This window comes from Rhodosalinus halophilus (assembly GCF_003298775.1).
Taxonomy (GTDB): domain Bacteria; phylum Pseudomonadota; class Alphaproteobacteria; order Rhodobacterales; family Rhodobacteraceae; genus Rhodosalinus; species Rhodosalinus halophilus.
Window position 1 is genome coordinate 190138 of sequence record NZ_QNTQ01000001.1, and the last position, 22583, is coordinate 212720.

At 69.2% G+C, this 22583-nt stretch carries 18 protein-coding genes; 8 read left to right on the forward strand and 10 right to left on the reverse strand.

Annotated elements, in window-relative coordinates; genetic code table 11:
• Positions 1-75: 75 nt before the first annotated feature.
• From DRV85_RS00865 to DRV85_RS00885, 5 genes are all read right to left on the reverse strand, one after another.
• Positions 76-2439, reverse strand: a complete 2364-nt coding sequence (locus DRV85_RS00865; RefSeq protein WP_113287539.1) for a xanthine dehydrogenase family protein molybdopterin-binding subunit — start codon at positions 2437-2439, stop codon at positions 76-78.
• A 108-nt stretch (positions 2440-2547) separates the two neighbouring features.
• Positions 2548-3033 carry a (2Fe-2S)-binding protein gene (locus DRV85_RS00870; protein ID WP_113287540.1) on the reverse strand — a complete coding sequence of 162 codons (486 nt, stop codon included), beginning with the start codon at positions 3031-3033 and terminating at the stop codon, positions 2548-2550.
• A gap of 41 nt (positions 3034-3074) precedes the next feature.
• The gene (locus DRV85_RS00875; protein WP_113287541.1) at positions 3075-3599 is read right to left on the reverse strand and encodes an SRPBCC family protein; all 525 of its coding nucleotides are present in this window, start codon (positions 3597-3599) and stop codon (positions 3075-3077) included.
• 103 nt (positions 3600-3702) lie between these two features.
• Positions 3703-4491, reverse strand: coding sequence for an IclR family transcriptional regulator (locus tag DRV85_RS00880; protein WP_113287542.1), 789 nt, complete (start codon positions 4489-4491; stop codon positions 3703-3705).
• Positions 4491-4907: an acyl-CoA thioesterase gene (locus tag DRV85_RS00885; RefSeq protein WP_113287543.1), complete on the reverse strand. Its 417-nt coding sequence runs from the start codon at positions 4905-4907 to the stop codon at positions 4491-4493. The genes DRV85_RS00880 and DRV85_RS00885 overlap by 1 nt, the downstream gene beginning before the upstream one ends.
• Before the next feature lie 74 nt (positions 4908-4981).
• On the opposite strand from DRV85_RS00885, the gene DRV85_RS19675 reads away from it, so the two are divergent.
• The gene (locus DRV85_RS19675) at positions 4982-7675 is read left to right on the forward strand and encodes a benzoate-CoA ligase family protein (protein ID WP_233495359.1); all 2694 of its coding nucleotides are present in this window, start codon (positions 4982-4984) and stop codon (positions 7673-7675) included.
• Positions 7675-8715 (forward strand): gentisate 1,2-dioxygenase, encoded by a 1041-nt coding sequence (gtdA, locus tag DRV85_RS00895; RefSeq protein ID WP_113287545.1) that lies wholly within the window; start codon positions 7675-7677, stop codon positions 8713-8715. The genes DRV85_RS19675 and gtdA overlap by 1 nt, the downstream gene beginning before the upstream one ends.
• Before the next feature lie 90 nt (positions 8716-8805).
• On the opposite strand, the gene DRV85_RS00900 is transcribed toward gtdA, so the two are convergent.
• From DRV85_RS00900 to DRV85_RS00920, 5 genes are all read right to left on the reverse strand, one after another.
• Positions 8806-10386, reverse strand: a complete 1581-nt coding sequence (locus DRV85_RS00900) for an indolepyruvate oxidoreductase subunit beta family protein (protein ID WP_113287546.1) — start codon at positions 10384-10386, stop codon at positions 8806-8808.
• On the reverse strand, positions 10383-12536 hold the full coding sequence (locus tag DRV85_RS00905) for a thiamine pyrophosphate-dependent enzyme (RefSeq protein WP_113287547.1): 2154 nt from the start codon (positions 12534-12536) through the stop codon (positions 10383-10385). The genes DRV85_RS00900 and DRV85_RS00905 overlap by 4 nt, the downstream gene beginning before the upstream one ends.
• Positions 12537-12673: 137 nt before the next feature.
• Complete coding sequence (locus tag DRV85_RS00910) at positions 12674-13162, reverse strand: MarR family winged helix-turn-helix transcriptional regulator (protein ID WP_233495360.1); 489 nt, start codon at positions 13160-13162, stop codon at positions 12674-12676.
• Positions 13162-14730 (reverse strand): phytoene desaturase family protein, encoded by a 1569-nt coding sequence (locus DRV85_RS00915; RefSeq protein ID WP_113287548.1) that lies wholly within the window; start codon positions 14728-14730, stop codon positions 13162-13164. The genes DRV85_RS00910 and DRV85_RS00915 overlap by 1 nt, the downstream gene beginning before the upstream one ends.
• A gap of 3 nt (positions 14731-14733) precedes the next feature.
• On the reverse strand, positions 14734-15525 hold the full coding sequence (locus DRV85_RS00920) for a cyclase family protein (protein WP_113287549.1): 792 nt from the start codon (positions 15523-15525) through the stop codon (positions 14734-14736).
• 127 nt (positions 15526-15652) lie between these two features.
• Between DRV85_RS00920 and DRV85_RS00925 the strand changes: the two genes are divergently transcribed.
• The 6 genes from DRV85_RS00925 (at position 15653) to DRV85_RS00950 (ending at position 22486) form a co-directional block, all read left to right on the forward strand.
• Positions 15653-17218 carry a phytoene desaturase family protein gene (locus DRV85_RS00925; protein ID WP_113287761.1) on the forward strand — a complete coding sequence of 522 codons (1566 nt, stop codon included), beginning with the start codon at positions 15653-15655 and terminating at the stop codon, positions 17216-17218.
• Between the two features lie 144 nt (positions 17219-17362).
• A complete protein-coding gene (locus DRV85_RS00930) occupies positions 17363-18892 on the forward strand; it encodes an ABC transporter substrate-binding protein (protein ID WP_113287550.1) in 1530 nt (509 codons plus the stop codon).
• Between the two features lie 82 nt (positions 18893-18974).
• Positions 18975-19946, forward strand: a complete 972-nt coding sequence (locus tag DRV85_RS00935) for an ABC transporter permease (RefSeq protein ID WP_199525758.1) — start codon at positions 18975-18977, stop codon at positions 19944-19946.
• The gene (locus DRV85_RS00940) at positions 19939-20775 is read left to right on the forward strand and encodes an ABC transporter permease (protein WP_113287552.1); all 837 of its coding nucleotides are present in this window, start codon (positions 19939-19941) and stop codon (positions 20773-20775) included. The genes DRV85_RS00935 and DRV85_RS00940 overlap by 8 nt, the downstream gene beginning before the upstream one ends.
• Entirely contained in the window at positions 20772-21656 is an 885-nt protein-coding gene (locus tag DRV85_RS00945; RefSeq protein WP_113287553.1) for an ABC transporter ATP-binding protein, read from the forward strand. The genes DRV85_RS00940 and DRV85_RS00945 overlap by 4 nt, the downstream gene beginning before the upstream one ends.
• The gene (locus DRV85_RS00950; RefSeq protein ID WP_233495361.1) at positions 21653-22486 is read left to right on the forward strand and encodes an ATP-binding cassette domain-containing protein; all 834 of its coding nucleotides are present in this window, start codon (positions 21653-21655) and stop codon (positions 22484-22486) included. Before DRV85_RS00945 ends, DRV85_RS00950 begins: the two co-directional genes overlap by 4 nt.
• Positions 22487-22583 lie beyond the last annotated feature (97 nt).

The window sequence follows — 22583 nt, forward strand, 5'->3', positions numbered from 1 at the left end:
ACGCGCCCTGCCCCCTTTCAATGGTCCCCAAATACCCCGTCGCGGCGGCGCGGGCGCGCGCCGCCGCGGGTGTTCTCAGCCCTGCATCGCCGCCCAGACGCGCGAGGGCGTCAGCGGCATGTCGATATGCGCCACCTTGTGGCCGCCCGAGTGCAGCGCGTCGATCACCGCGTTCACGACCGAGGGCGGCGAGCCGATGGCGCCGGCTTCGCCGCAGCCCTTCACGCCCAGCGGATTGTGCGTGCAGGGCGTCTGGCAGGAATGATCGACCGCGTAGAAGGGCACGTCGTCGGCGCGCGGCATGGCATAGTCCATGTAGCTGGCCGAGACGAGCTGCCCATTCGCGTCGTAGGCGCAGTTCTCGAGCAGCGCCTGCCCGATCCCCTGCGCGAGCCCGCCGTGCACCTGCCCGTCCACGATCATCGGGTTGATGACGTTGCCGAAATCGTCGGCTGCGGCGAAGCGCTCGATCGTGACCTTGCCGGTCTCGGGGTCGACCTCGACCTCGCAGGCATAGGCGCCGGCCGGGAAGGTGAAGTTGGCCGGGTCGTAGAAGGCCGTCTCCTCCAGCCCCGGCTCGATATCCTCGAGCGGGTAGTTGTGCGGAACGTAGGCCGCCAGCGTCACGTCGCCCCAGGCCACCGACTTGTCGGTGCCCGCCACGGTGAACTGGCCATCCTTGAGCTCGATGTCGGCCTCGGAGGCCTCCAGCAGGTGCGCCGCGATCTTCTTCGCCTTGGCGATCACCTTCTCGGTCGCGCGCACCATGGCCGAGCCGCAGACCGCGATGGAGCGCGAGCCGTAGGTACCCATGCCGAAGGGGATCTTCGAGGTGTCGCCATGCACGATATCGACCTGGCTCTCGTCGATGCCCAGCATCTCGGCGATCACCTGCGGGAAGGAGGTCTCGTGCCCCTGCCCGTGGCTGTGCGCGCCGACCATCACGCTGATCGACCCGGTGGCGTTCACCCGCACGGTCGCGGCATCGTAAAGCCCCGCCCGCGCGCCGAGCTGGCCCACCAGGTTCGAGGGCGCGATGCCGCAGGCCTCGATGTAGCAGTTCACGCCGAGCCCGCGCAGCTTTCCGCGTGCCTCGCTCTCCTTGCGGCGCGCCTCGAAGCCCGCGAAATCCGCGATCTCGGCCAGCTTGTCCATCGTCGCGTTGTAGTCGCCGGTGTCGTATTCCACGGCGACCGGCGTGGCATAGGGAAACTCGGTGACGAAGTTCTTGCGCCGCAGCTCCACCGGATCGACGCCCAGTTCGCGCGCCGCCTTGTCGATCACGCGCTCGAGTTGATAGGTCGCCTCGGGCCGGCCCGCGCCGCGGTAGGCGTCGACCGGCACCGTGTTGGTGAAGACCGCCTTCACGTTCACGTAGATCGCGGGCGTGCGGTAGTTGCCCGCCATCAGCGTGCCGTGGAGCCAGGTGGGCACCGAGGGCGCGAAGGTCGAGAGATAGGCGCCCATGTTGGCGTGGGTCTCGGTCCGGATCGCGGTGAAGTTGTGGTCCGCGTCGAGCGCCAGTTCGATCTTCGTGACGTGATCGCGCCCGTGCGCGTCCGACATGAAGGCCTCGGACCGGGTCGAGGTCCATTTTACCGGCCGCCCCAGCTGCCGCGCGGCGAAGGTGACGAAGGCCTCCTCGGCATAGTGGAAGATCTTCGAGCCGAAGCCGCCGCCCACGTCGGGCGCCACCACGCGCAGCTTGTGCTCGGGGATGCCGAGGACGAAGGCCCCCATGAGCAGGCGGATGACATGCGGGTTCTGGCTGGTGGTGTAGAGCGTCGATTCGTCGGTGGCGCGGTGATAGTCGCCCACCGCCACGCGCGGCTCCATCGGGTTGGCGACCAGCCGGTTGTTGACGAGTTCCAGCGTGGTGACATGCGCCGCGGTGCGGATCGCCTCATCCACCTTGTCGCGGTTGTCCTCGACGAAGCCCCAGTCGTAGCAGAGGTTGCTCGTGAGATCCTCGTGCACTTTCGGCGCGTCGGAGGCCAGCGCCGCCTTCATGTCCACCACCGCCGGAAGCTCGGCGATGTCGAACTCGATCGCCTCCGCCGCGTCGCGCGCGCGCTCGCGGCTGTCGGCCACGACCGCGGCCAGGATCTCGCCCACGTGGCGCACCTTGCCCTGCGCGATCACCGGATGCGCGGGCTCCTGCATGGGCGCGCCGTGCCGGTCCGTCACCTGCCAGCCGCAGGGCAGCCCGCCCACCCCCTCGAAGTCCTTGCCGGTAAAGACGCGCTTCACCCCCGGCATCCCCTCGGCCGTGGAGGTGTCGATGTGCCGTATCTCCCCGTGCGCGATGTCCGAGCGCAGGAAATGCACGTAAAGCTGCCTGGGCAGGTTGATGTCGTCGGTGTAGTTCCCGGTTCCCGTCAGGAACCGCACGTCCTCGCGCCGCTTGCTGGCGGCGCCTATGCCATGATCCTTCGGCATGTCTGTCGTCCTCCCTGGGTGGGCCGCGCCCCTCTTCGCGACCCTGCCTCTTTCAATGGTCCGCAAATACCCATGTCGCGCCGGTCGCTGCCCGGCGCGGCGCCGGGATCATTCCGCGGCGATACGGCTCACATCCTGCCCCGAGGCCGCCATGATCGCCTTGACGATGTTGTGATACCCGGTGCAGCGGCAGATGTTGCCCTCGAGGTAGTCGCGGATCTCGTGCTCGCTGGGCTTGGGGTTCTCGGCCAGCAGCGCCGCCGCCGACATCACCATGCCCGGCGTGCAGAAGCCGCACTGCAGCCCGTGGTGATCCTGAAATGCCTGCTGGATCACGTTGAGCGAGCCGTCGGGATTGGCCATCCCCTCGATGGTGCGCACCTCCGCGCCCTCGGCTTCGAGCGCGAAGATGGTGCAGGCCTTCACGTCCTTGCCGTCCACATGCACAACGCAGGCCCCGCATTGCGAGGTGTCGCAGCCCACATGCGTGCCGGTGAGCCCCAGCTCCTCGCGCAGGAACTCCACCAGCAGCGTGCGGCCCTCGACCTCGCCCTCGGCCGCCTCGCCGTTCACCGTCATGCTGACCTTGGTCATCCAGTCCTCCCTATCGTCAGATATCCGTGTCGCGCGCGCCCTCAGGCGTCGCGCTTCACCAATCGCTTGAACCAGCCCTTCTTGCCGCCCGTGGCTTCCGCCTCGGGCGCCTCCTCGGGGTCGCTCGGCCCCTCGACCGCCTCCTGGAAGCGTTCGAAGAACTGGTCCGCCATCTTCTTGGCGAATCCGTCGATCACGCGCGAGCCGAGCTGCGCGAGCTTGCCGCCCACCTTCGCGTCGACATCGTAGGTCAGCCGCGTGCCCTCCTCGGTCTCCTCCAGCGTCACGTCCGCGCCGCCCTTGGCGAAGCCCGCCGCGCCGCCCTTGCCCTCTCCGGCGAGGTGCAGGCTTTCGGGCTCCTTCATCTCGGAGAGCGTGACCGTGCCCTTGAAGGTCGCCTTCACCGGGCCGACCTTCTGGGTCACGGTCGCGTGAAACCCCTCTTCCGCCGTTCCGTCGAGCTCCTGGCACCCGGGGACCGAGGCCTTGAGCACCTCCGCGTCGAGGAGGGCCGCCCAGACGGTTTCGCGATCGGCGCGGATGTCCCGCGTGCCGCTCATGTGCATGGTCAGTTCTCTCCCTGTTCGGCCGCTCGCCCGCCGCCCTGGCTGCGTGCGTGGCGTGCCGCCCGGCATCTTCGCAAGTGGTAGCGCAGAAATTTCTGCCGCGTCAGCCCTTTTCATTCGCTGCGCTGCAGCATTCCGAAGCGACCGATTGCGCGGCGCAGAAGCGTCGCAGCGCCGCCAGTTCGGGCGCGCCCGGCGCGATGGCGGTGCGGTCGGTCCCGACCAGGGTCACGGCCGCCTGCGCCTGCCCCTGCCAGTCCAGAATCGGAGCCGCCGCCGCGACGAGCCCAGGGATGAAGCGGCCGTCCACCGCCGCATATCCCTGCGCGCGGACGGTCTCGGCCAGCGCGGCGATCCCTTCCGGCGTCGGGCGGAAATCCGCGGCGAGATCCGGCGCCTCGGCGATGCGCGCGCGCTCGGTCTCGCGCTGCGCGGCGACCACGGCAGGCGGCGCCCAGCCGAGAAACACCCGGCCCGTTGCGGAGGTGAGCAGCGGCAGCGCCGTGCCCAGCCCCATGGAGGTGACCAGCGGCGCGGCCGCGCGTTCCCACCGCACCACGGTCGCGCCCTGCGTGCCCCAGACCGCGAGCAGCACGGTCATCCCCGTTTCGGCGCAGAGATCGGGCAGCGCGTCGGCGGCCCGGTTCACGAAATCGTGCCGCGCCAGCGCGGCGAGCCCCAGCGTCAGCGCCTCGGGCCCGAGGTCGTATTTGCCCGAGCGGCCCGCCTGCGCCACCAGCCCCGCCGCCTGGAACGAGGCGAGGTAGCGATGCGCCTTCGACGCCTGCATGCCGCAGTCCCGCGCGAGCTCGGAGAGCGCCGCGGGTCCGCCCTTGGCGGCCAGCGCAGAAAGCAGCCGCAGCGCGGCCTCGAGGGACTGCACGCCGGCCATCAGAGTCCCAGCGCCGCGCGAAGCGGCGCGACCTCGCCCGCGCCCATCCGGCCGTCGCGCATCACGAAGACGCCGCGCAGTTCGTGGCCGGTCAGCGCCAGACGGTCGCCGAGATAGGCCGCGTAATCGAGCCGCACCGCCTTCTCGTGCCAGGCGGTGGCGCGCATCTCGAGCTCCAGCGTCTGGTTCTCGCGCACCGGCGCGCGGAACTTCGCATCCGCCTCCATCAGCCCGATGCCCGCCGAGCCCAGCTGCGCGCAAAGCGCCGCGTGCCCGCCCGCGCGCACGAACATGAAGTCGTGAAAGCAGCGATCGAACCAGCGGAAGAAGTTGGGGTAGAAGACGATGCCCGCCGGATCGCAGTCGCCGAAGGTGACGGGCAGGGTCAGCCGGTGATCCGGCGGCGTATTTTCCATGATGCGATACCTGTTGCGTATTGTGGAAATAAACCTATCCTGCCGCGAAATCCATGTCGAGACAGGGAGGGGTCATGCGGCTGGATCGGATCGAGGTTCTGGGCGGCGGCCCTGCCGGGCTCTACACAGCGATCCTTGCGCGGCGGCGGCTGGGCGATGTGGCGGTCCGCGTGACCGAGCGCAACCGCCGCGGCGCCACTTTTGGCTTCGGCGTGGTGTTCTCGGACCGCGCCCTCGACTTCCTGCGCGCCGACGATCCCGAGACCTATGACCTCATCACCCCGCGCATGGAGACCTGGCGGGACATGACCCTCAACCATCCCGAGGGCCGGGTCGTGCTGGACGGCGTGGGCTTTTCGGCCATCGGGCGGCTGGAGCTGATCGAGCTTCTGACCGAACGCGCCGAGGCCGAGGGGGTGGAGCTGCGCTTCGGCCATGAGGTGCAGTCGCTGGAGGAGCTTCAGGCCGACCTGATCGTGGGTGCCGACGGGCTCAATTCGCTTGTGCGGAGCTCCGACCCCGAGGCGTTCCGCCCCACGCTGGAGCACTTCGGCAACCGCTTCGCCTGGTTCGGCACGCCGCGCGCCTTCGACACCCTGACACAGAGCTTCGTGGCCACGGACAAGGGCGCGCTCAACGCGCATCACTACCGCTACGCGGCCGACATGAGCACCTTCATCGTCGAGACGACGGCGGAGAGCTACGCCGCGCATGGCTTCGGCGAGATGACCGAAGAGGAGAGCGCCGCGGCATGCGCGGAGATCTTCGCCGAGGTGCTGGACGGCGCGCCGCTGCTCACGAACCGCTCGCACTGGCGGCAGTTTCCGCGCCTGTGGTGCCGCCGCTGGGCCTCTGACAACCGCGTGATCCTGGGCGACGCGGCGCACACCGCGCATTTCTCGATCGGCTCGGGCACGCGGCTGGCCATGGAGGATGCCATCGCGCTGATCGGCGCCATCGAAGCGGCCGAGACGCTGCCGCAGGCGCTGGAGGACTGGCAGACCGCGCGCCAGCCGGTGGCCAAGAAGATCGTGGACGCCGCCAACACCTCCGCCCGGTGGTACGAGAGCTTCGACCGGCACATGAGCCTGAAGCCGATGGATTTCGCGATGAGCTACATCACGCGCTCGGGCCGCGTGGACGCGGAGAAGTTGCGCCGCATCGCCCCGGGCTTCATGGCGCGTTACGAGGCGCAGGCGCGGCTCGCGGACCCCGTGCCCGACGACGCGCCGGGCGCGCGGGCGATCGGCTTCGACAAGGCGGCGCATCCGAACTGCTCCGACGTGCTGTGGCAGAATCTCGCCCGCAACCCCGAGAAGCCCGCCGTCACCGGCCCCGCCGGGACGCTGAGCTATGCGGAGCTCATCGCCCAGGCCGCGCGCTGGGGCAACGCCTTCCGCGCGGCGGGGCTGGCACAAGGCGACCGCATCCCGATGCTGCTGGACGACAGCCCGGCCTATGTCGCCGCCTTCTTCGGCGCGGTGCGGGCGGGCTTCGTGCCGGTGCTCTTGAACACCCAGACCACCCCGGACCTGCTGGCCTGGTTTCTGAAGGACACCGGCGCGCGGCTCGCGCTCTGCGAGACGGAGCTGCGGGATATGGCCGAGGGCGCGCGCGCCGGCACGGGGCTGGAGCGGCTGGTGGTCGTGGGCGAGGACGAGACGGATTTCCTCGACGGCCAGCCCGACACGCTCGAGGCGGCGGACACCGGCCCCGACGATATGGCCTTCTGGATGTATTCCTCGGGCTCGACCGGGCGGCCCAAGGGCATCGTCCACCTGCACCATGACATGGCGTATTCCGAGATGAGCTATGGCCGCCATGTCCTTGGCCTGACAGAAAAAGACGTGGCCTTCTCCGTCCCGAAGATGTTCTTCGCCTACGGCTTCGGGAACTCCGTCACCTTCCCCTTCTCGGTGGGCGCGACGACGCTGCTGCTGCCCGGCCGGCCCGATCCGCAGCGCATCCTCGACGCGATCGAGACCTGGCGCCCGACGGTCTTCTTCGGACTGCCCACGCTCTACACCGCGCTCGCCCGCGCCGAGGGGGTGGAGCGCCGCGACCTTTCCTCGCTGCGGCGCTCGGTCTCTGCGGCGGAAACCCTGTCGGAGGAGATCGCGGGCCGCTGGCGCGCGCTCGCCGGCCACGGCCCGACCGAAGGCCTGGGCTCGACCGAACTGCTGCACATCTACCTGTCGAACCGCCATGACGACCAGCGGCCCGGCTCGGCGGGCGCGCCCGTTCCGGGTTATGAGGTGCGCCTCGTCACGCCCGACGGCACCGAGGCCGGACCGGGAGAGGAAGGCGTGATGGAGGTCCGCGGCCATTCCTCCGCGCCGCTCTACTGGAACCGCCCCGACAAGACCGCCGAGACCATGCGGGGAGACTGGATCCACACGGGCGACCGCTTCGTGGAGCGGGACGGCTTCTACTACTTCCAGGGCCGGGCCGACGATCTGGTGAAGGTCTCGGGCCAATGGGTCTGGCCGCTGGAGGTGGAGCGCTGCCTCAACGAGCACCCGGAGGTGCATGAATGCTGCGTGCTGGCCCACGAACTGCCGGACCGGCGCGTCACGCTGCGCGCGGTGGTGGCGCTGAGCCCCGGCGCGGCGGAGGACGCCGAGGCGCTCAGGGCCTTCGTCAAGGCCCGCCTGCAGCCCTACAAGTATCCCCGCATCGTGGAGTTCACCTCCGCGCTGCCCAAGACCGGCACCGGCAAGATCGACCGCCAGGCCCTTGCCGCCGCAGGACAGAAAGGAGCCGCCTGATGGAGAAAGCCCCCGAAGAGACGCCCGAGCGCCGCGCCTTCTACGACCGGATCGACAAGAAGAACATGACGCCGCTCTGGTCGGTGCTGGGCGATCTGGTCACGCCCGAGCCCCGCTCACCTGCGCGGCCCTACGGCTGGCGCTTCGACGACATCCGCGCGGCGATGATCGAGGCTGGCGGCCTCATCACCGCGAAGGAGGCCGAGCGCCGCGTGCTGATCCTCGAGAACCCGGGGCTGCGCGGCCAGTCGAAGACCACCACCTGCCTCTACGCCGGCGTGCAACTCGTCCTGCCGGGCGAGGTGGCGCCCGCGCACCGGCACACGCAGTCGGCGCTGCGCTTCGTGCTCGAGGGCTCGGGCGCGCATACGGCCGTGGGCGGCGAGAAGACGGTGATGCGGCCCGGCGACTTCGTCATCACCCCGCCGATGGCCTGGCACGACCACGGCAACGAGACCGACGCGCCGATGTTCTGGCTCGACGGGCTCGACATCCCGCTGGTCAACCACCTCGACGTCTCCTTCGCCGAGATGCTGGGCGAGGACGCACAGGACATCACTCGCGAACCTGGTCAGAGCTACGCCGAATACGGCCACAACCTGATGCCGGTGGACGCGCCGCGCGGCGGCATGATCTCGCCCATCTTCAACTACCCCTATGAAGAGGCCCGCGAGACACTGGAGACGATGAAGCGCAGCCACCCCTTCGACCCCTGCCACGGCTGGAAGCTGCGCTATACCAACCCGCTCGACGGCGGCTGGGCGATGACCACCATCGGCACCTGCATCCAGCTTCTGCCCAGGGGCACGACGGCACCCTACCGCTCGACCGACGGCACCGTCTTCACCGTCGTCGAGGGCAAGGGCCGCACCCGCGTGGGCGAGGAGGTGATCGAATGGGGGCCCAAGGACATCTTCGTCGCGCCCTCCTGGTGGCCCGTGGTGCACGAGGTGGACGCGGAGGCGGTCATCTTTTCCTTCTCCGACCGCCCGGTGCAGGAGAAGCTGGGCTTCTTCCGCGAGCGGCGGGGCAACGCCTGAGGGGCGCTCATCGGCCCTTGCGGGCCTCTTCGCGCCGCGCGGGCGACCGGCCAGGCGAGGAGCGCCCGCACGGGCGCGACCGAGCCCCTCTCAGGCCGCGCCGGCGGTGGTGAAACTGCGCACCGTCTGCAGCGCGTCCTCGAGCGCCTTGCCCTCGGGATCCTTCAGCGCCGCCTGGATCAGACGGTTCGCCCAGTCGGCGGCGTCCTCGCGCCCCTCGACCAGCGCGATGCCGCTCATCACCTTGTCGTACTTGTTGAGGCCCCGCTTGTGGGTGTCGGAGTAGCCCTTGATCAACCGCCGCGCCTTCAGCGTCTCGACCGCGAGCGCGTAGTCACGCGGCAGCCGCGCCTCGGCCGCCTCCAGCCACTCGGTCCAGTGCGCCTCTTCGACCTGATGGCGCAGCAGGCGCCGGCGCCAGCGGCGCAGCCCGCCCAGCGTGTAGAACATCAGGAAGCCCAGCACGCGGTCGGAGCGGATGCGCCGGCCGCGGTTCACCAGCCGGTCGATCCCGCGCCAGACCTTCGGGCGCGCCTCGACCCAGCGGCCCAGCCCCGCGGGCATCAGGCTCACGAACTCGGCCGCGCCGGGGTGGACGTATTCCGTCACCCGGATCAGGTGCTCGTCGCCCTTGCGCATCTCCTTGTCGATGCGGGCGGTGCGCGGCGCGCGCGTCTTGAGGTCCGCCACGCGGATGATGTCGTCGTAAGCCATCGCATTGGCGAGGTATTTCGCGGCGTTGGCGGTGAAGGCATGGCCCTGCTCGGCGCCGCCTGCGCGCGCGTCGCGCGCCGCGGCCGCCTCGACCCGGTCCATGTAGGCCGCGCCATAGGCCAGATCCTGGTAGTCCACGACCTTCTTCAGCCCCGCGCGCGCGAGCCGCTGCGCCTCTTCCCCGGGCAGCGCGTCGGCGCGGGCGACAAGCCGCTCCCATTCCCCGACCAATGCTTTCGGCCCCGCGACCTTCGCCTCCGGCGGCTTCGGCGCCTCGGCCGGCTCGGTCTCCTGCCGGCGGGCCTCGGCCGCCTCGCGCGCGGCCTCGAAGGCGCGCAGGCTGGCCTCCACGCCGCGGCCCGATTCGCGGATCGTCTCGCGGTAGCTCTCGACGTCAAAGGGCAGCGCCCCGGAGCCCGCGAGCGCGCCGAAGAGCGAGGCCGAGATCACCGTGCCCGCCTCTTCGGCCATCCTGTCCATGTCGAAGGCGATGAAATCCTTCGCGGCCTTCTCCGCCGCGCGGCGCACCTCTGCGGCATCGGCGATGCCGCTGCCGGGCACGATCTTTTCCGACACGGCGAGCGCGCGGTGGGTGGAGGCGATCAGCAGCGTCCGGTCCGGCGTGACGAAGCCGCGCATGATCGCGCGCCCCGCCTCCATCATCTCGGCGGCGATCAGGATGTCCACGTCGCCCTCGGCGGGGGCCAGCGCGAAGACCGGCTGCTTGCCGGTGTCGGGCATCATCTCGACGTAGTAGATCGTGGCGCCGGTGCGCTGGGCCACGCCCGCCACGCTGGTTGCCTGGGCGACGTAGCCGTTGCGCTCGGCCAGCCGGACGATCCAGCCGTTGAGCACGCCGCCGCCCTGCCCGCCCACGGCCATGACCGCGAGCTTGACGATCTGGTCGAGCCGCGCGTCGCGGCTGCCCGTCTCGAGGATCGGTGCGGCCTGGTTCATGCCGGCTCCTCCCACACCAGCCGCTTCGCGGCGCGGCGGGACTGGAACCAGCCGATGACCGATTTCCGCATGCGGTCGAGCCAGCGCTCCAGCCCACCGGGGTTGTGCACGATGCGCGCCTCGTAGAAGGAGGGGCAGAGTACGGCGGCATCCGCCACCTCGCCGCAGTTGCCGCAGCCGACGCAGGACTGGTCGATATGCGCGATGGGATCGTCGCGCAGCGGATCGTCCGGCATCTTGAGCGTCAGCGACGGACAGCCCGAGAGCCGCATGCAGGCGTGATCGCCGGTGCAGACGTCCTCGTCCACGCCGAACTTGGGCCGTTCGACGCGGCGGCCCTCCTTGATCGCCTTGGCGCGCAGGGGGCGCTCGCGGCGCTGGCGATTGAGCATGCACTCGGAGGAGGCGACGATGACCTTCGGTCCCTCCGTGTCGGTCTCCAGCGCCTCCTTCAGCGTGTCGCGCATCTTGTTCACGTCATAGGTGCGGTCGATCTGGCGCACCCATTTGACGCCCATCCCCTCGACCGCCTTGGTGATCGGGTGCTGGGTGTCCTTGGTGGGGTTGTCGGCGCGGGACGACAGGATGTCCTGCCCGCCGGTCGCGGCGGAATAGTAGTTGTCCACCACGATGGTCACGCCGTCGGACTTGTTGAACACCTGGTTGCCGATGCCCGAGGTCAGACCGTTGTGCCAGAAGCCGCCGTCGCCCACGATCGCGATGGGTCGCTTCTCGCCGCCGCCGTCGAAGGCGCCGTTGGAAGCGGGACCAAGGCCGTAGCCCATCGTCGTGCCGCCGATCTCGAAGGGCGCGTTGATCGAGAAGAGGTGACAGCCGATGTCGGCCGAGATCTGGTGCTTGCCCTTCTCCTCCTCCACGAGTTTCATCGCGGCGAAGATCGGGCGCTCCGGGCAGCCGGTGCAGAAGCCGGGCGGGCGGACCGGCACGGTTTTCGACAGGTCGGGGATCTCCTGCCCCTCCTGCGGCTCGTTGGGCGCGCGGTTCTGGGCGCGCAGCATCTCGGGCGCGACCTCGCGCAGGAAGCCCTCGATGCCCTCGAACATCACCCGGCCGGTCAGCTCGCCCGCCATCGGGAAGGGCCCCTTGCCCATGAGCTGCGTGGGCTTGCCGGCCTTGTGCAGCGCGGCGCGCAGCGCCTGCTCGATGTAGTCGGGCGCGCCCTCTTCCACGACGAGGACGGACTCCTTGCCCTCGCAGAACTCGAGGAACTCGTCCTCGACGATGGGATAGCCCACGTTCATCACGTAGAGCGGGATGTCGGATTCGCCGTGCAGGTCGGCGAGGCCAAGGCGCTGCAGCGCGCGGACGACGCCGTTGTACATGCCGCCCTGCATGGCGATGCCCACTTTTCCGTGCTTCGGCCCGAAAAACTCGTTGAGCCCGTGCTCGCGGATGTAGGCGAGCGCATTGGGCAGACGCTCGTTCACCTTCTCCTGTTCATGGATGTAGGAATAAGGCGGCAGCACGATGCGGTCGGTGCGGCGCTGCGGGTTCGACAGCGCCTCCTTCACCGTGAGCGGCGGCGGCACGTTGTCCTTCGCCTCGAAGGCGCCGTGGACGTGGCAGGAGCGGATGCGCACCATCAGCATGACGGGCGTGTTCGACGCCTCGGACAGCTCGAATCCGTGGCGCACCGCCTGGGTGATCGAGGGCAGGTTGGGCCGCGGGTCCAGCAGCCAGATCTGCGACTTCATCGCGTAAGGATGGCTGCGCTCCTGCATGATGGAGGAGCCCTCGCCGTAATCCTCGCCCACGATGATGAGCGCACCGCCGGTCACGCCGCCAGAGGCGAGGTTCGCCAGCGCGTCGGAGGCCACGTTGGTGCCCACCGGCGCCTTGAAGGTCACGGCACCCCGGATCGGATAGTGCACCGAGGCCGCGAGCATCGCGGCGGCGGAGGCCTCGTTGGCATTCGCCTCGAAGCGGATGCCGAGTTCGGCCATCAGCTCCTCGGCGTCGGCCAGCACGTCCATCAGGTGGCTGATCGGCGCCCCCTGGTATCCGCCGACATAGCCCACGCCGTTCTCGAGCAGCGCCTTGGTGATCCCGAGAATGCCTTCGCCCCGGAAGGTCTCTCCCGCGCCGATGCGAAGCTGCTCGACCTCCTTCTTGAAGGATCTCTCGGCCATCCGTGCCTCCCTTCGGTCCTGTTCGCGGCGGAAACTATATCCGTTTGCATATTGTTTGGAAAGACTCTCTGCGATCCATGCGTGCGTGCAGCCGGGTCAATCCCGCTTCATGCCTGCAAATGCATCGGCAGAGCCTTTCAGATCTCGTGCCTGCGCACGTTGCGCAGGATCTTCTGCAGCGTGGCGACGAAGGCCCGCCGCTCTTCGCCCGGGATGCCGGCGAACATCCGCCGGTAGCCTGCATACATGGCCGGCCAGGCGCGATCGAACTCGGCACGCCCCGCCTCGGTCAGATAGATCTCGCGCACGCGGCCGTCGGTGGCCCGCCCCGCGCGCCGGACCAGTCCGGCCTGTTCGAGTGATTCGAGCGTGCGGCTCATCGTCGACTGCTCGGTGACGGCATAGACGGACAGCTCGTTGATCGTGAGCCCCGGCACCACCGCCAGCACCGCCAGCGTGCGCATCTTGGCGGTGCTCAGGCCGAGTGCGCGCAGATCGCCCTGCAGGTCGGCGTTGTAGCGTCCCATGATCCGATTCATCAGGTAGGGCGCGAAGGAATAGAGCCCCATCTCGCCCAGCGTCTCGTCGGGCTTCGGGAGGTCGTCCTGCATTTCCCCGTCGGCCATCAGCCGATCGCCTCCGCCGCCAGAAAGCCGGAGGCGCCGCCCAGACCCGGACCGGGATGGGTGGAGGCCCCGATGTGCCAGAGGCCCGGGATCGCGGTGCGGTGATTGACGCTGCTCTTGAAGGGCCGCCAGAGAAAGAACTGGTCGAGCGTGCAGGCCCCGCCGTAGGGATCGCCGCCCACGAGGTTCATGTTGAGCGCCTCGATGTCCGCCGGGCTCTGCGCCGAGCGCGCGATGACGCTCTCGCCGAAGCCGTCGATGTGGGCTGCCAGGATCGCCTCGATCCGGTCGGCATAGGCTTCGCGCACGGCCTCGGTCCATTTGCCGTCCGCGGGCGCGGCGATCTCGCCGGCCGCGTCGCCCTTGATGCGCCGCGGCGCCTCGGGCATCTGCAGCCACAGCACCGCCTTGCCCGCGGGCGCGCGCGAGGGATCGAGCGCGCTGGGCTGGCCCACGCAGATCGTGGGCCGCTCGGGCAGCATTCCGCGCTCGGCCTCGTTGGTGGCCTTCGACACGGCGTCGATGCCGTCGGTCAGATGCAGCAGCGCCACCTCCGACAGGCCTTCCGTCTTCCATTGCGGCGGGCGGTCGAGGGCGTAGTGGAGCTGGAAGTTGCCCTTGCCGTAGCGATACCTGCGCGTGGCCTCGACGGCCTGGGCGGGCGGTCGCTCCAGCAGCCGGAAGTAGAGCTGCGTCGGCGTGACCGAGGCGATCACGCGGCGCGAGAAGATGCGTTCGCCGTCGGCCAGGGTAACGCCGGCCACCTCCCCCGCCTCGACGTCGATGCGGGCGACGTCGGCCTCCGTGCGGATCTCGCCGCCCTGCTCGAGGATGATCGCGCGGAAGGCGTCCAGCAGCTTCTGCGCGCCGCCCTTCACGATCGGCGCGCCGAGCGCCTCGAGGCTGAAGGCGATGACCTTCGCCATCATGCCGGAGTAGGTGGATTCGGGCCCAAGTCCCGTGTGCAGCACCCAGGGCGCGAAGAGCGCCCGCGCGGTCTCAGAGCGGAAGTCGGCCTCGAGCCAGCCGCGCGCCGGCGCCAGCGCCTCGCCGAAGAAGGCGGCGAGCCCGCGCGGCCGGCGCGCCAGGGCCTCCTTGCCCAGCAGGGTCGCCGTCTGCCTGCCCCAGAGCTGCTGGCCCAGCAACGGGAACATCAGCCCCGCGTTCGCCTCCACCTCGCCCACGCCGCGGGCGAAGGCGTCACCGTCGCCTTCGGCCAGCGCCTCGAACATCGCGATGTTGGCGTCGCGGTCGCGGGTCAGAACGGCCGCCGAGCCGTCGGGCCGCAGCACCCCGGTCGGATGCTGCGGATCGGTGAAGGCGACTCCGTGACGTGCCAGATCCTCGCCGAGCGCGCCATGCGCGGGCCCGGCGAGGAAAAGCACCCAGGTGGTCGCCATCACGTCATGGAGAAAGCCCGGCGCGGTCAGCGCCTCGGTGCGGATGCAGCCGCCGATCTCGCCGTTGCGCTCAAGCACGAGCACGCGCTTGCCGCGCTTGCCCAGCATCGCCGCGCAGACCAGCGCGTTGATGCCGGAGCCGACGATGATCGCGTCCGGGCGCTCCATGCCTCAGCCCTTCGGCACGAGGGCCAGGGCGCGGATCGGGCTGCCGGTGCCGTGCTCGATCTTGAGCGGCGCGGCGATCAGCACCGCGCCCTTCGGCGGCAGCTTGTCGAGATTGGCGAGGCTCGCCAGACCGAAGCAGTTGTCGCGGTGCAGGAAGTTGTGCGCGGGGAACGGCGGCTCCATGCCGCCGGCCTGGCCCGCGTCGGTGCCGATGCACTGCGTGCCCCAGCCGACGATCTTCTTCGACAGCAGATACTCGATGCATTCCGGCGTCGGCCCGGGCGAATGCGGTCCGTTCTCGTCGGCGTTGAGGAACTTGTCCTCGTCGTCGGCGCGGGAGTCCCAGTCGGTGCGCATGACGACCCATTCTCCCTCGCCGATCTCGCCGTGCTCCTTCTCCCAGGCCTTCACATGCGCGTCGGTGAGCAGGAAATCGGGATCCTTCGCCGCCTCCTTCGAGCAGTCGATCACGTTGACCGGCGCCACGACGCGCTGGATGTCGAGCGAGTCGGTATAGCCGTCGGCGTAGTCCTTGCCGGTGATCCAGTGGTGCGGCGCGTCGAAATGGGTGCCCGAATGCTCGCCCAGCACCATCCAGTTCCAGGCGAAGAACGGGCCGTCCTCGTCGTATTCGCTGATCTTGTGGATCTCGACCTTGGGCGTGTTCTTGGCGAAATCGGGTGGAAGCTTGAGGATCGGGGTGTCGGGTCCGAGTTTGCCCGAACAATCCACCACCTCGATCTCGCCCGTCAGAAGCTTCGCGCCCAGATCCTTCACGGTATCCGCTGCCGACATGCTCACTCTCCCCTCATCTCCCTGATGGAGCGCGGGGCGGCCCCCGCGCGAACGGGGCGGAGCGTAGACAAGAAAATATGCGTATGCAAATGTCTTGTCCGGGCACAACGACAGCGAGGGGGACGGCATGGCGGACGCCATCGTGATCGGCGCAGGCATCAACGGGCTCACCGCGGCGGCGGCGCTGGCCGCCAAGGGCTGGGGCGTCACGGTCTTCGAGCGCAACGAGGAGATCGGCGGCGCGGTGCGCACGGCCGAGCTGACGCAGCCGGGCTTTCGCCACGACTGGGGGGCACTCAACCTGTCGCTCTTCGCAGGCTCCGGCTTTCACGCACGCTTTGGCGAGGATCTGGCCCGCCACGGGCTGGAGTTCGTGCCCGTAAGCGACTGCTTCGCCACGGCTTTCCCGGACGGCAGATGGCTCGGCGTCTCGACCGATCCGGCCCTGACCTCGGCGCGGATCGCGGGCGAGAGCGCGGCGGATGCCGCCCGCTGGCAGGCGATGCTGGGAGAGTTCGCAGAGGACGCGCCGCATATCTTCTCGGTCCTGGGCAGTCCGATGACGCCCGCCTCGCTGGCAAGGACCGCCTTCCGCATCTGGCGCAAGCGGGATTCGGCCTTTCTGCTGAAACTGGCGCGGCTGATGTTCACCTCGCCGCGCACCTTTCTGGAGGAGAACTTCGAAAGCCCGCGCGTGCAGGCGATGTGCGCGGCCTGGGGCATGCATCTGGACTTTCCGCCGGACCAATCGGGCGGCGCGGTCTTTCCCTATCTCGAGGCGATGGCGAACCAGAGCTTCGGCATGGTGATCGGAAAGGGCGGCGCGGATACCGTGACGCGCGCCCTGCGCGGCATGATCGAGGCGCGCGGCGGACGCATCGAGACCGGCGCGGAAGTCACGGAAATTCTTGTGGAAAGCGGCGTGGCCTCCGGCGTGCGGCTGGCCGATGGCCGGGTGGAGCGCGCCGGCGGGGCGGTGATCGCGAATCTGGCGCCGCGCGGGCTGATGCGCCTCTTGCCGCGCGGCAGCGGCGAGGCGGGCTACGACGCGCGCATGCAGCGCTTCCGGCACGCGCCGGGCACCATGATGCTCCATCTGGCACTCGACGGCCTGCCCGACTGGGCCGCCGGCGCGGAACTCAAGCGCTTCATGTATGTCCACCTCGCCCCTTCGCTGCAACAGATGTCGGAGACCTACACCCAGGCGGTGAACGGCCTTCTGCCGCGCGAACCGGTGCTTGTCGTGGGACAGCCGGGCACCGCCGACCCCAGTCGCGCGCCCGAGGGCAAGCACACGCTCTGGGTCCAGGTGCGCATGGTGCCGGGCACGATCCGCGGCGACGCGGCGGGCGCCATCGACGCCACGGACTGGGAGGCGGCGAAGGAACCGATGACCGACCGGGTGCTGGACATCCTCGAGCGCTACGCGCCGGGGCTGCGCGCCCGGATCCTCGGGCAATGCGTGATGTCGCCCGCCGAGCTCGAATCCGGGAACCCCAACCTCGTGGGCGGCGACCAGATCGCGGGCTCGCACCACCCCTATCAGAACTTCCTGTTCCGGCCCGTGCCGGGGCGGGCCGACTGGTCCACGCCGGTGCCGAAGCTACATCACGTCGGCGCCTCGACATGGCCGGGCGGCGGCACCGGCGCCGGCTCGGGCACCATGCTGGCCGAGAAACTCGCGGGGAGGTGATGCACAGATATATGCATTGACAAGTTTCAAGCCTAAAGCAATCATCCGTCGCGAAGGCGACCGGGCGGCAGGCGCCGCCCCAACAACAGGCGAAGATAACGACGGAGCGCCGCAGCGGCGCCCGACAACACCGGAGGTAACACCATGACTCTCACGAGACGCGCCCTTCTTGGCTATGGCGCGACGGGCCTCGGCCTGTCGGTGGCGGGGCTGCCGATCCGCGCCTCGGCGCAGGTTCAGGATCTCACCATCGCCTACAACGTGAACCTGCCCAGCTGGGACCCGACGGTCGGCCCCTCGGCGGTGAACCCGACGATCCAGGGGATCTATCAGTCGGTCTTCGATCAGTACATCGGCCAGAAACCCGACCTGAGCCTCACCGAGGGGCTGCTCACGGACTGGGGCTGGACCGACGACTACAGCCAGGTGAAGCTCACCGTCCGCGAGGGCGTGAAGTGGCACGACGGCACCGAGTTCACCCCTGAGGACGTGGTCTGGTCGCTCGAACGCGCAGGCAACCCCGAAACGGGCAATCCGATCCAGTTCATCTGGTCCACGATCGGCAACTTCCGCATCGACGGCAACGTCGTGACGGCCGACGTCAAGCAGTTCGACCCGACGCTGATCAAGTGGATGGGCTTCCTCACGGGCTACGTGCTGCCCAAGCACTACATGGAGGAGGTCGGGCCCGAGGGCTTCGAGGCCGCGCCGATCGGCACCGGCCCCTATATGGTCGAGCGCTTCGAGCGCAACGCCTTCGTCCGGCTCAAGGCCAACCCCGACTACTGGGGCGGCGCGCCCGAGTTCGAGACGGTCACCATCAAGTTCGTCACCGACGCCTCCTCGCGCGTGGCCGAGGTGGAATCGGGCGCAAGCCACGTCACGCTCGAGATTCCTTACGAGGAATACGACCGGCTGAAGCAGAAGCCGGGCCTCGAGGGCGTGACGACGCCGGTCTCCGACATCGCGATGATCTTCATCAACGACGTCGAGCCGATGCTGGACGAGAACGTGCGCCGCGCGATGCATCACGCCATCGACAAGCAGCTCATCGTGGACCGGCTGCTCTCGGGCTACGGCGTGCCGATCGACACGCTGCAGACGCCGCAATACGTGGCCTATGACCCCTCGATCCAGGTCGACTACGACCCGGAACTGGCGAAGGAGCTGCTGGCGAAATCGGGCTACGGCCCCGACAACCCGGTGCGCTTCACCATCCAGACCACCCGCGGCTTCAAGCCCAAGGATTACGAGATGATCCAGGCGATCGTCGGCCTGTGGCGCCGCGTGGGCATCGAGGCCGAGATCGAGGTCTACGAGATCGCCAAGCACTTCGAGCTGCGCGCGGCCGACCAGCTCGCGCCGGCGGCCTTCTACAACTGGGGCAACGCGATCGGCGATCCCTCCACCTCGACCGGGCACGCGATGTTCGGCCCCACGCCGCACTCGGTCTGGGACGGGCAGGAGCTGATCGACATGATCGGCCCGCTCTGGGGCGAGCCGGACGAGCAGAAGCGGATCGAGGGCTGGAAGGCCGTGGACCGCAAGATCGCCGAGGACGGGCTGGTGATCCCGCTCATCCAGTACGTGCAGCCGATCATCCACTCGGCCGAGATCGAGGTGACCCCGCATGTCTCGGGGGCCCTGCATCCGCATCGCATGACCCGCGCATGACGCGTTCGGGGGCCGGCGTCAGCGCCGGCCCCCTGCCCTTCGTCCCATGAGTCTCAAGTCGTTCTCCATCCGCTTGGCGAGCATGATCGTCACGCTCTTCGGCGTGGCCGTCGTCGTCTTCGTCGTGATCCGCGTGGCGCCCGGCGATCCGATCGCCATGATGCTGCCGCCGGGCGCGAGCGAGGCCGACATCGAGCGGCTGCGGGGGCTCTACGGGCTCGACAAGACGGTCGTCGAGCAGTTCTTCATCTGGCTGGGCGGCGTGGTGCAGGGCGACTTCGGCACCTCCATCTCGCTTCGGCAGGACGTGCTGACCATCGTGCTGGGCCGGCTCCCCGCGACGCTCGAGCTCGCGACCATGGCGCTGGTGATCGCCTGCGCGCTCGGGCTTCTGCTCGCGGTGCTCGGCACCCGGCGGCGCGGGCGCCGGGCGGAGGCGGCGGTGGATCTCTGGAACGGCATGACGCTCTCGATCCCGGATTTCCTCTGGGGGCTGATCTTCATCCTGCTCTTCGCCGTGGCGATCCCGCTCTTTCCCGTCTCGGGCCGGATCAATCCGCAACTGAATCCCGACTACGTGACCAATTTCCTGCTGCTGGAGTCGATCCTGCGGTTCGACTTCGCCGTCACCGGCAACCTGCTGCGCCACATGGCCCTGCCGGCGCTCGCGCTGGCGCTGCCGCTCTCGGCGGTGATCGCGCAGGTGCTCAAGCAGTCGCTCAAGGAGGTGATGGGCCTCGACTACGTGATGCTCGCCCGCGCCAAGGGGTTTTCCGAATTCGCGGTGATCTGGCGCGAGGCGCTGCGCAACGCCATCCTGCCCACGCTCACGCTGGCGGGCGTGCAGTTCACCTTTCTCATCGGCGGCACGGTGATCGTGGAAAAGCTCTTTTCCTACGAGGGGCTCGGCAACCTCGCCATCGACGCCGTCATCAACCGCGACCTGCCGCTCATCCAGGGAATCGTGCTCGTCTTCGCCGTGCTCTTCATCCTGATCAACCTCGCGGTCGATCTGCTCTACGCCACGCTGAACCCGAGGCTGCGCAATGGCTGAGACCGCGCGCACGCCGCTTCGCCTCTGGCTCTCGGGCGGCTGGTTGCTGCTGGTCGTCGCCGCCGCGCTCTTCGCGCCCTGGATCGCGCCGCACGACCCGCTGGCACAGGACCTCTTCCTCGAACGCCTGCCGCCCTTCTGGATCGAGGGCTCCGAGCCCGGCTACTGGCTGGGCACCGATTCCCTGGGCCGCGACGTGCTCAGCCGCATGATCTTCGGGGCACAGATCGCACTGATCGTGGCGATCCTCGCCGGGGGCGCAGCCTGCCTGATCGGCTCGGCCCTGGGGCTGGCGGCGGGCTATTTCGGCGGCTGGACCGACAGGGTGATCGGCCGGATCGTGGACATCTGGATGAGCTTTCCGCCGGTGCTCTTCGCCATCCTGCTGGTCGCCGTGCTGGGCACCGGGCTGCATTCCGTCATTATCGCCATCGCAGTGATCGACTGGACCCGCTTCGCCCGCGTGATCCGGGCCGAGACGATGGGACAGACGCGGATGGACTACGTCGACAGCGCGCTGGTCGTGGGCCGGTCTCGCGCCGGGATTCTCGCCCGCGAGGTGCTGCCCAACGTGCTGCCCACCATCGGGGTGCTGCTCAGCCTCGAGATGGGCATCGCCGTGATCGTCGAGGCGATCCTGAGCTTCGTGAACCTCTCGATCGCCACCGACGACCCGACCTGGGGCGGCATGATCGCCGAGGGGCGCACGCAGATCCACTTCGCCTGGTGGGTGCTGGTCTTTCCGATGATCGCGCTCTTTCTCACCGTCCTCAGCTTCAGCCAGTTCGGCGAGGGGCTGAAGGACCGCCTGGACCCGGTGCTGCGATGACCGCGCCCGTGCTCTCGATCGAGGGGCTGAACGCCCGCCTGGGCCGCTCGGGCCCGCGCATCCTGCGGGATGTCTCGCTGTCGGTCGCCGCCGGCGAGGTGCACGGTCTCGTGGGCGAGAGCGGCGCCGGCAAGAGCATGATCGGCAAGGCCATCGCGGGCCTGCTGCCGCCGGCCGTGCGGGTGCACTCGGGCACCATCCGCCTGCATGGCACCGACCTTGCCGCGCTTTCGCCCGGCGGGCGGCGCAAGCTGGTGGGCGAGCGGGTGGCGATCATCCCGCAGGATCCGCTCACTGCGCTCAACCCCTGCCGGCGCATCGGCGGGCAGATCACCGACCGGCTGATCCACATCCTGGGCTGGGAGCGTGCGAAGGCAGATGCGCGCGCCGCCGAACTGCTGGAGGAGGTGGCGATCCGCGATCCCGCCCGCGTGCTGCGCGCCTATCCGCACGAGCTTTCGGGCGGCATGCGGCAGCGCGTCCTGATCGCCGCGGCCTTCGCCGCCGAGCCGGAGCTGATCATCGCCGACGAATGCACCACCGCGCTGGACGTCACCGTGCAGCGCCAGATCCTGCGGCTGATCGCCGAGATGCAGGAGCGGCACGGCACCGCGCTGTTGTTCGTGACGCACGACATGGGCGTGGTGGCCAAGATCTGTCAGTCGCTCTCGGTCCTCTATCAGGGCAAGGTCGTCGCCCAAGGCGGGGTGGAGCGTTTCTTCGCCCAGACGCCGCCCCACCCTTACGCGGACGCCCTCATCAACGCCACGCCGCGCTACGACCGTCCCGAGGAGTCGCTGCTGCCCGTGCCGCAGAGCGTGCTCGACGGCCTCGCGCGCGAGATCGCGGCGGACGACGAAGCATGGGAGGCGCACGCGTGACACCGCTCTTCGAGGTGCGCGGCCTGCACCTGTCGCTTCCCAACCTGAACGAAAAGCCGCTCTTCGGCCCCGCGCCGCGCGTGCACATCCTGCGCGGCCTGGACCTCGACCTGCCAGAGGGGCAGGTCACGGGAATCGTCGGCGAAAGCGGCTCGGGCAAATCCACGCTGGGCCGCTGCCTGATCCGCCTGCTGGAGCCCACCGGGGGCAGCGTGACCTTCGCCGGCACCGACATCACGCATCTTGGGCCGCAGGCGCTGCGCCCCTTCCGGCGCGACCTGCAGATGATCTTTCAGGATCCGATGTCGAGCCTGAACCCCCGCCACCGCATCCGCGACATCATCGCGGGCCCCCTGCGGGTCAACGGGGTCGAGAACGCGGACGCCCGCGCGCTCGACGCGCTCGACAGGGTGCAGCTCGGCCGGCGTTTCGCCGACCGCTACCCGCATCAGCTCTCGGGCGGACAGCGCCAGCGCGTGGGCATCGCGCGCGGCATCGCGCTCGGCCCGCGCTTCATCCTCGCCGACGAGATCGTCTCGGGCCTCGACGTCTCGACGCAGGCGCAGATCATCGCGCTGCTCGAGGAGTTGGTGGCAGACATGAACCTGACCATGGCCTTCATCAGCCACGACCTGTCGGTGATCCGCCGCCTCTGCCAGCGCGTGATCGTGATGAAGGCGGGCGAGATCGTCGAAGCGGGCGAGACGGCGCAGGTTTTCGCAGCGCCGCAGCACCCCTACACCGCAGAGCTCAAGTCCGCGATCCCGCTGCCCGAGATCGACGACTCCTGGCTGCACGATCGCCCACGGGAGGCCGGCGATGTGCAGTAAAGTGCACCCCTCGCCGCGCGCCGCGCGGGGCAAAACCGTTTGCGGTTCGCCCCGTTGGCGCGATACCCAAGCCCGACACGACCGCGGCGATTCGTCG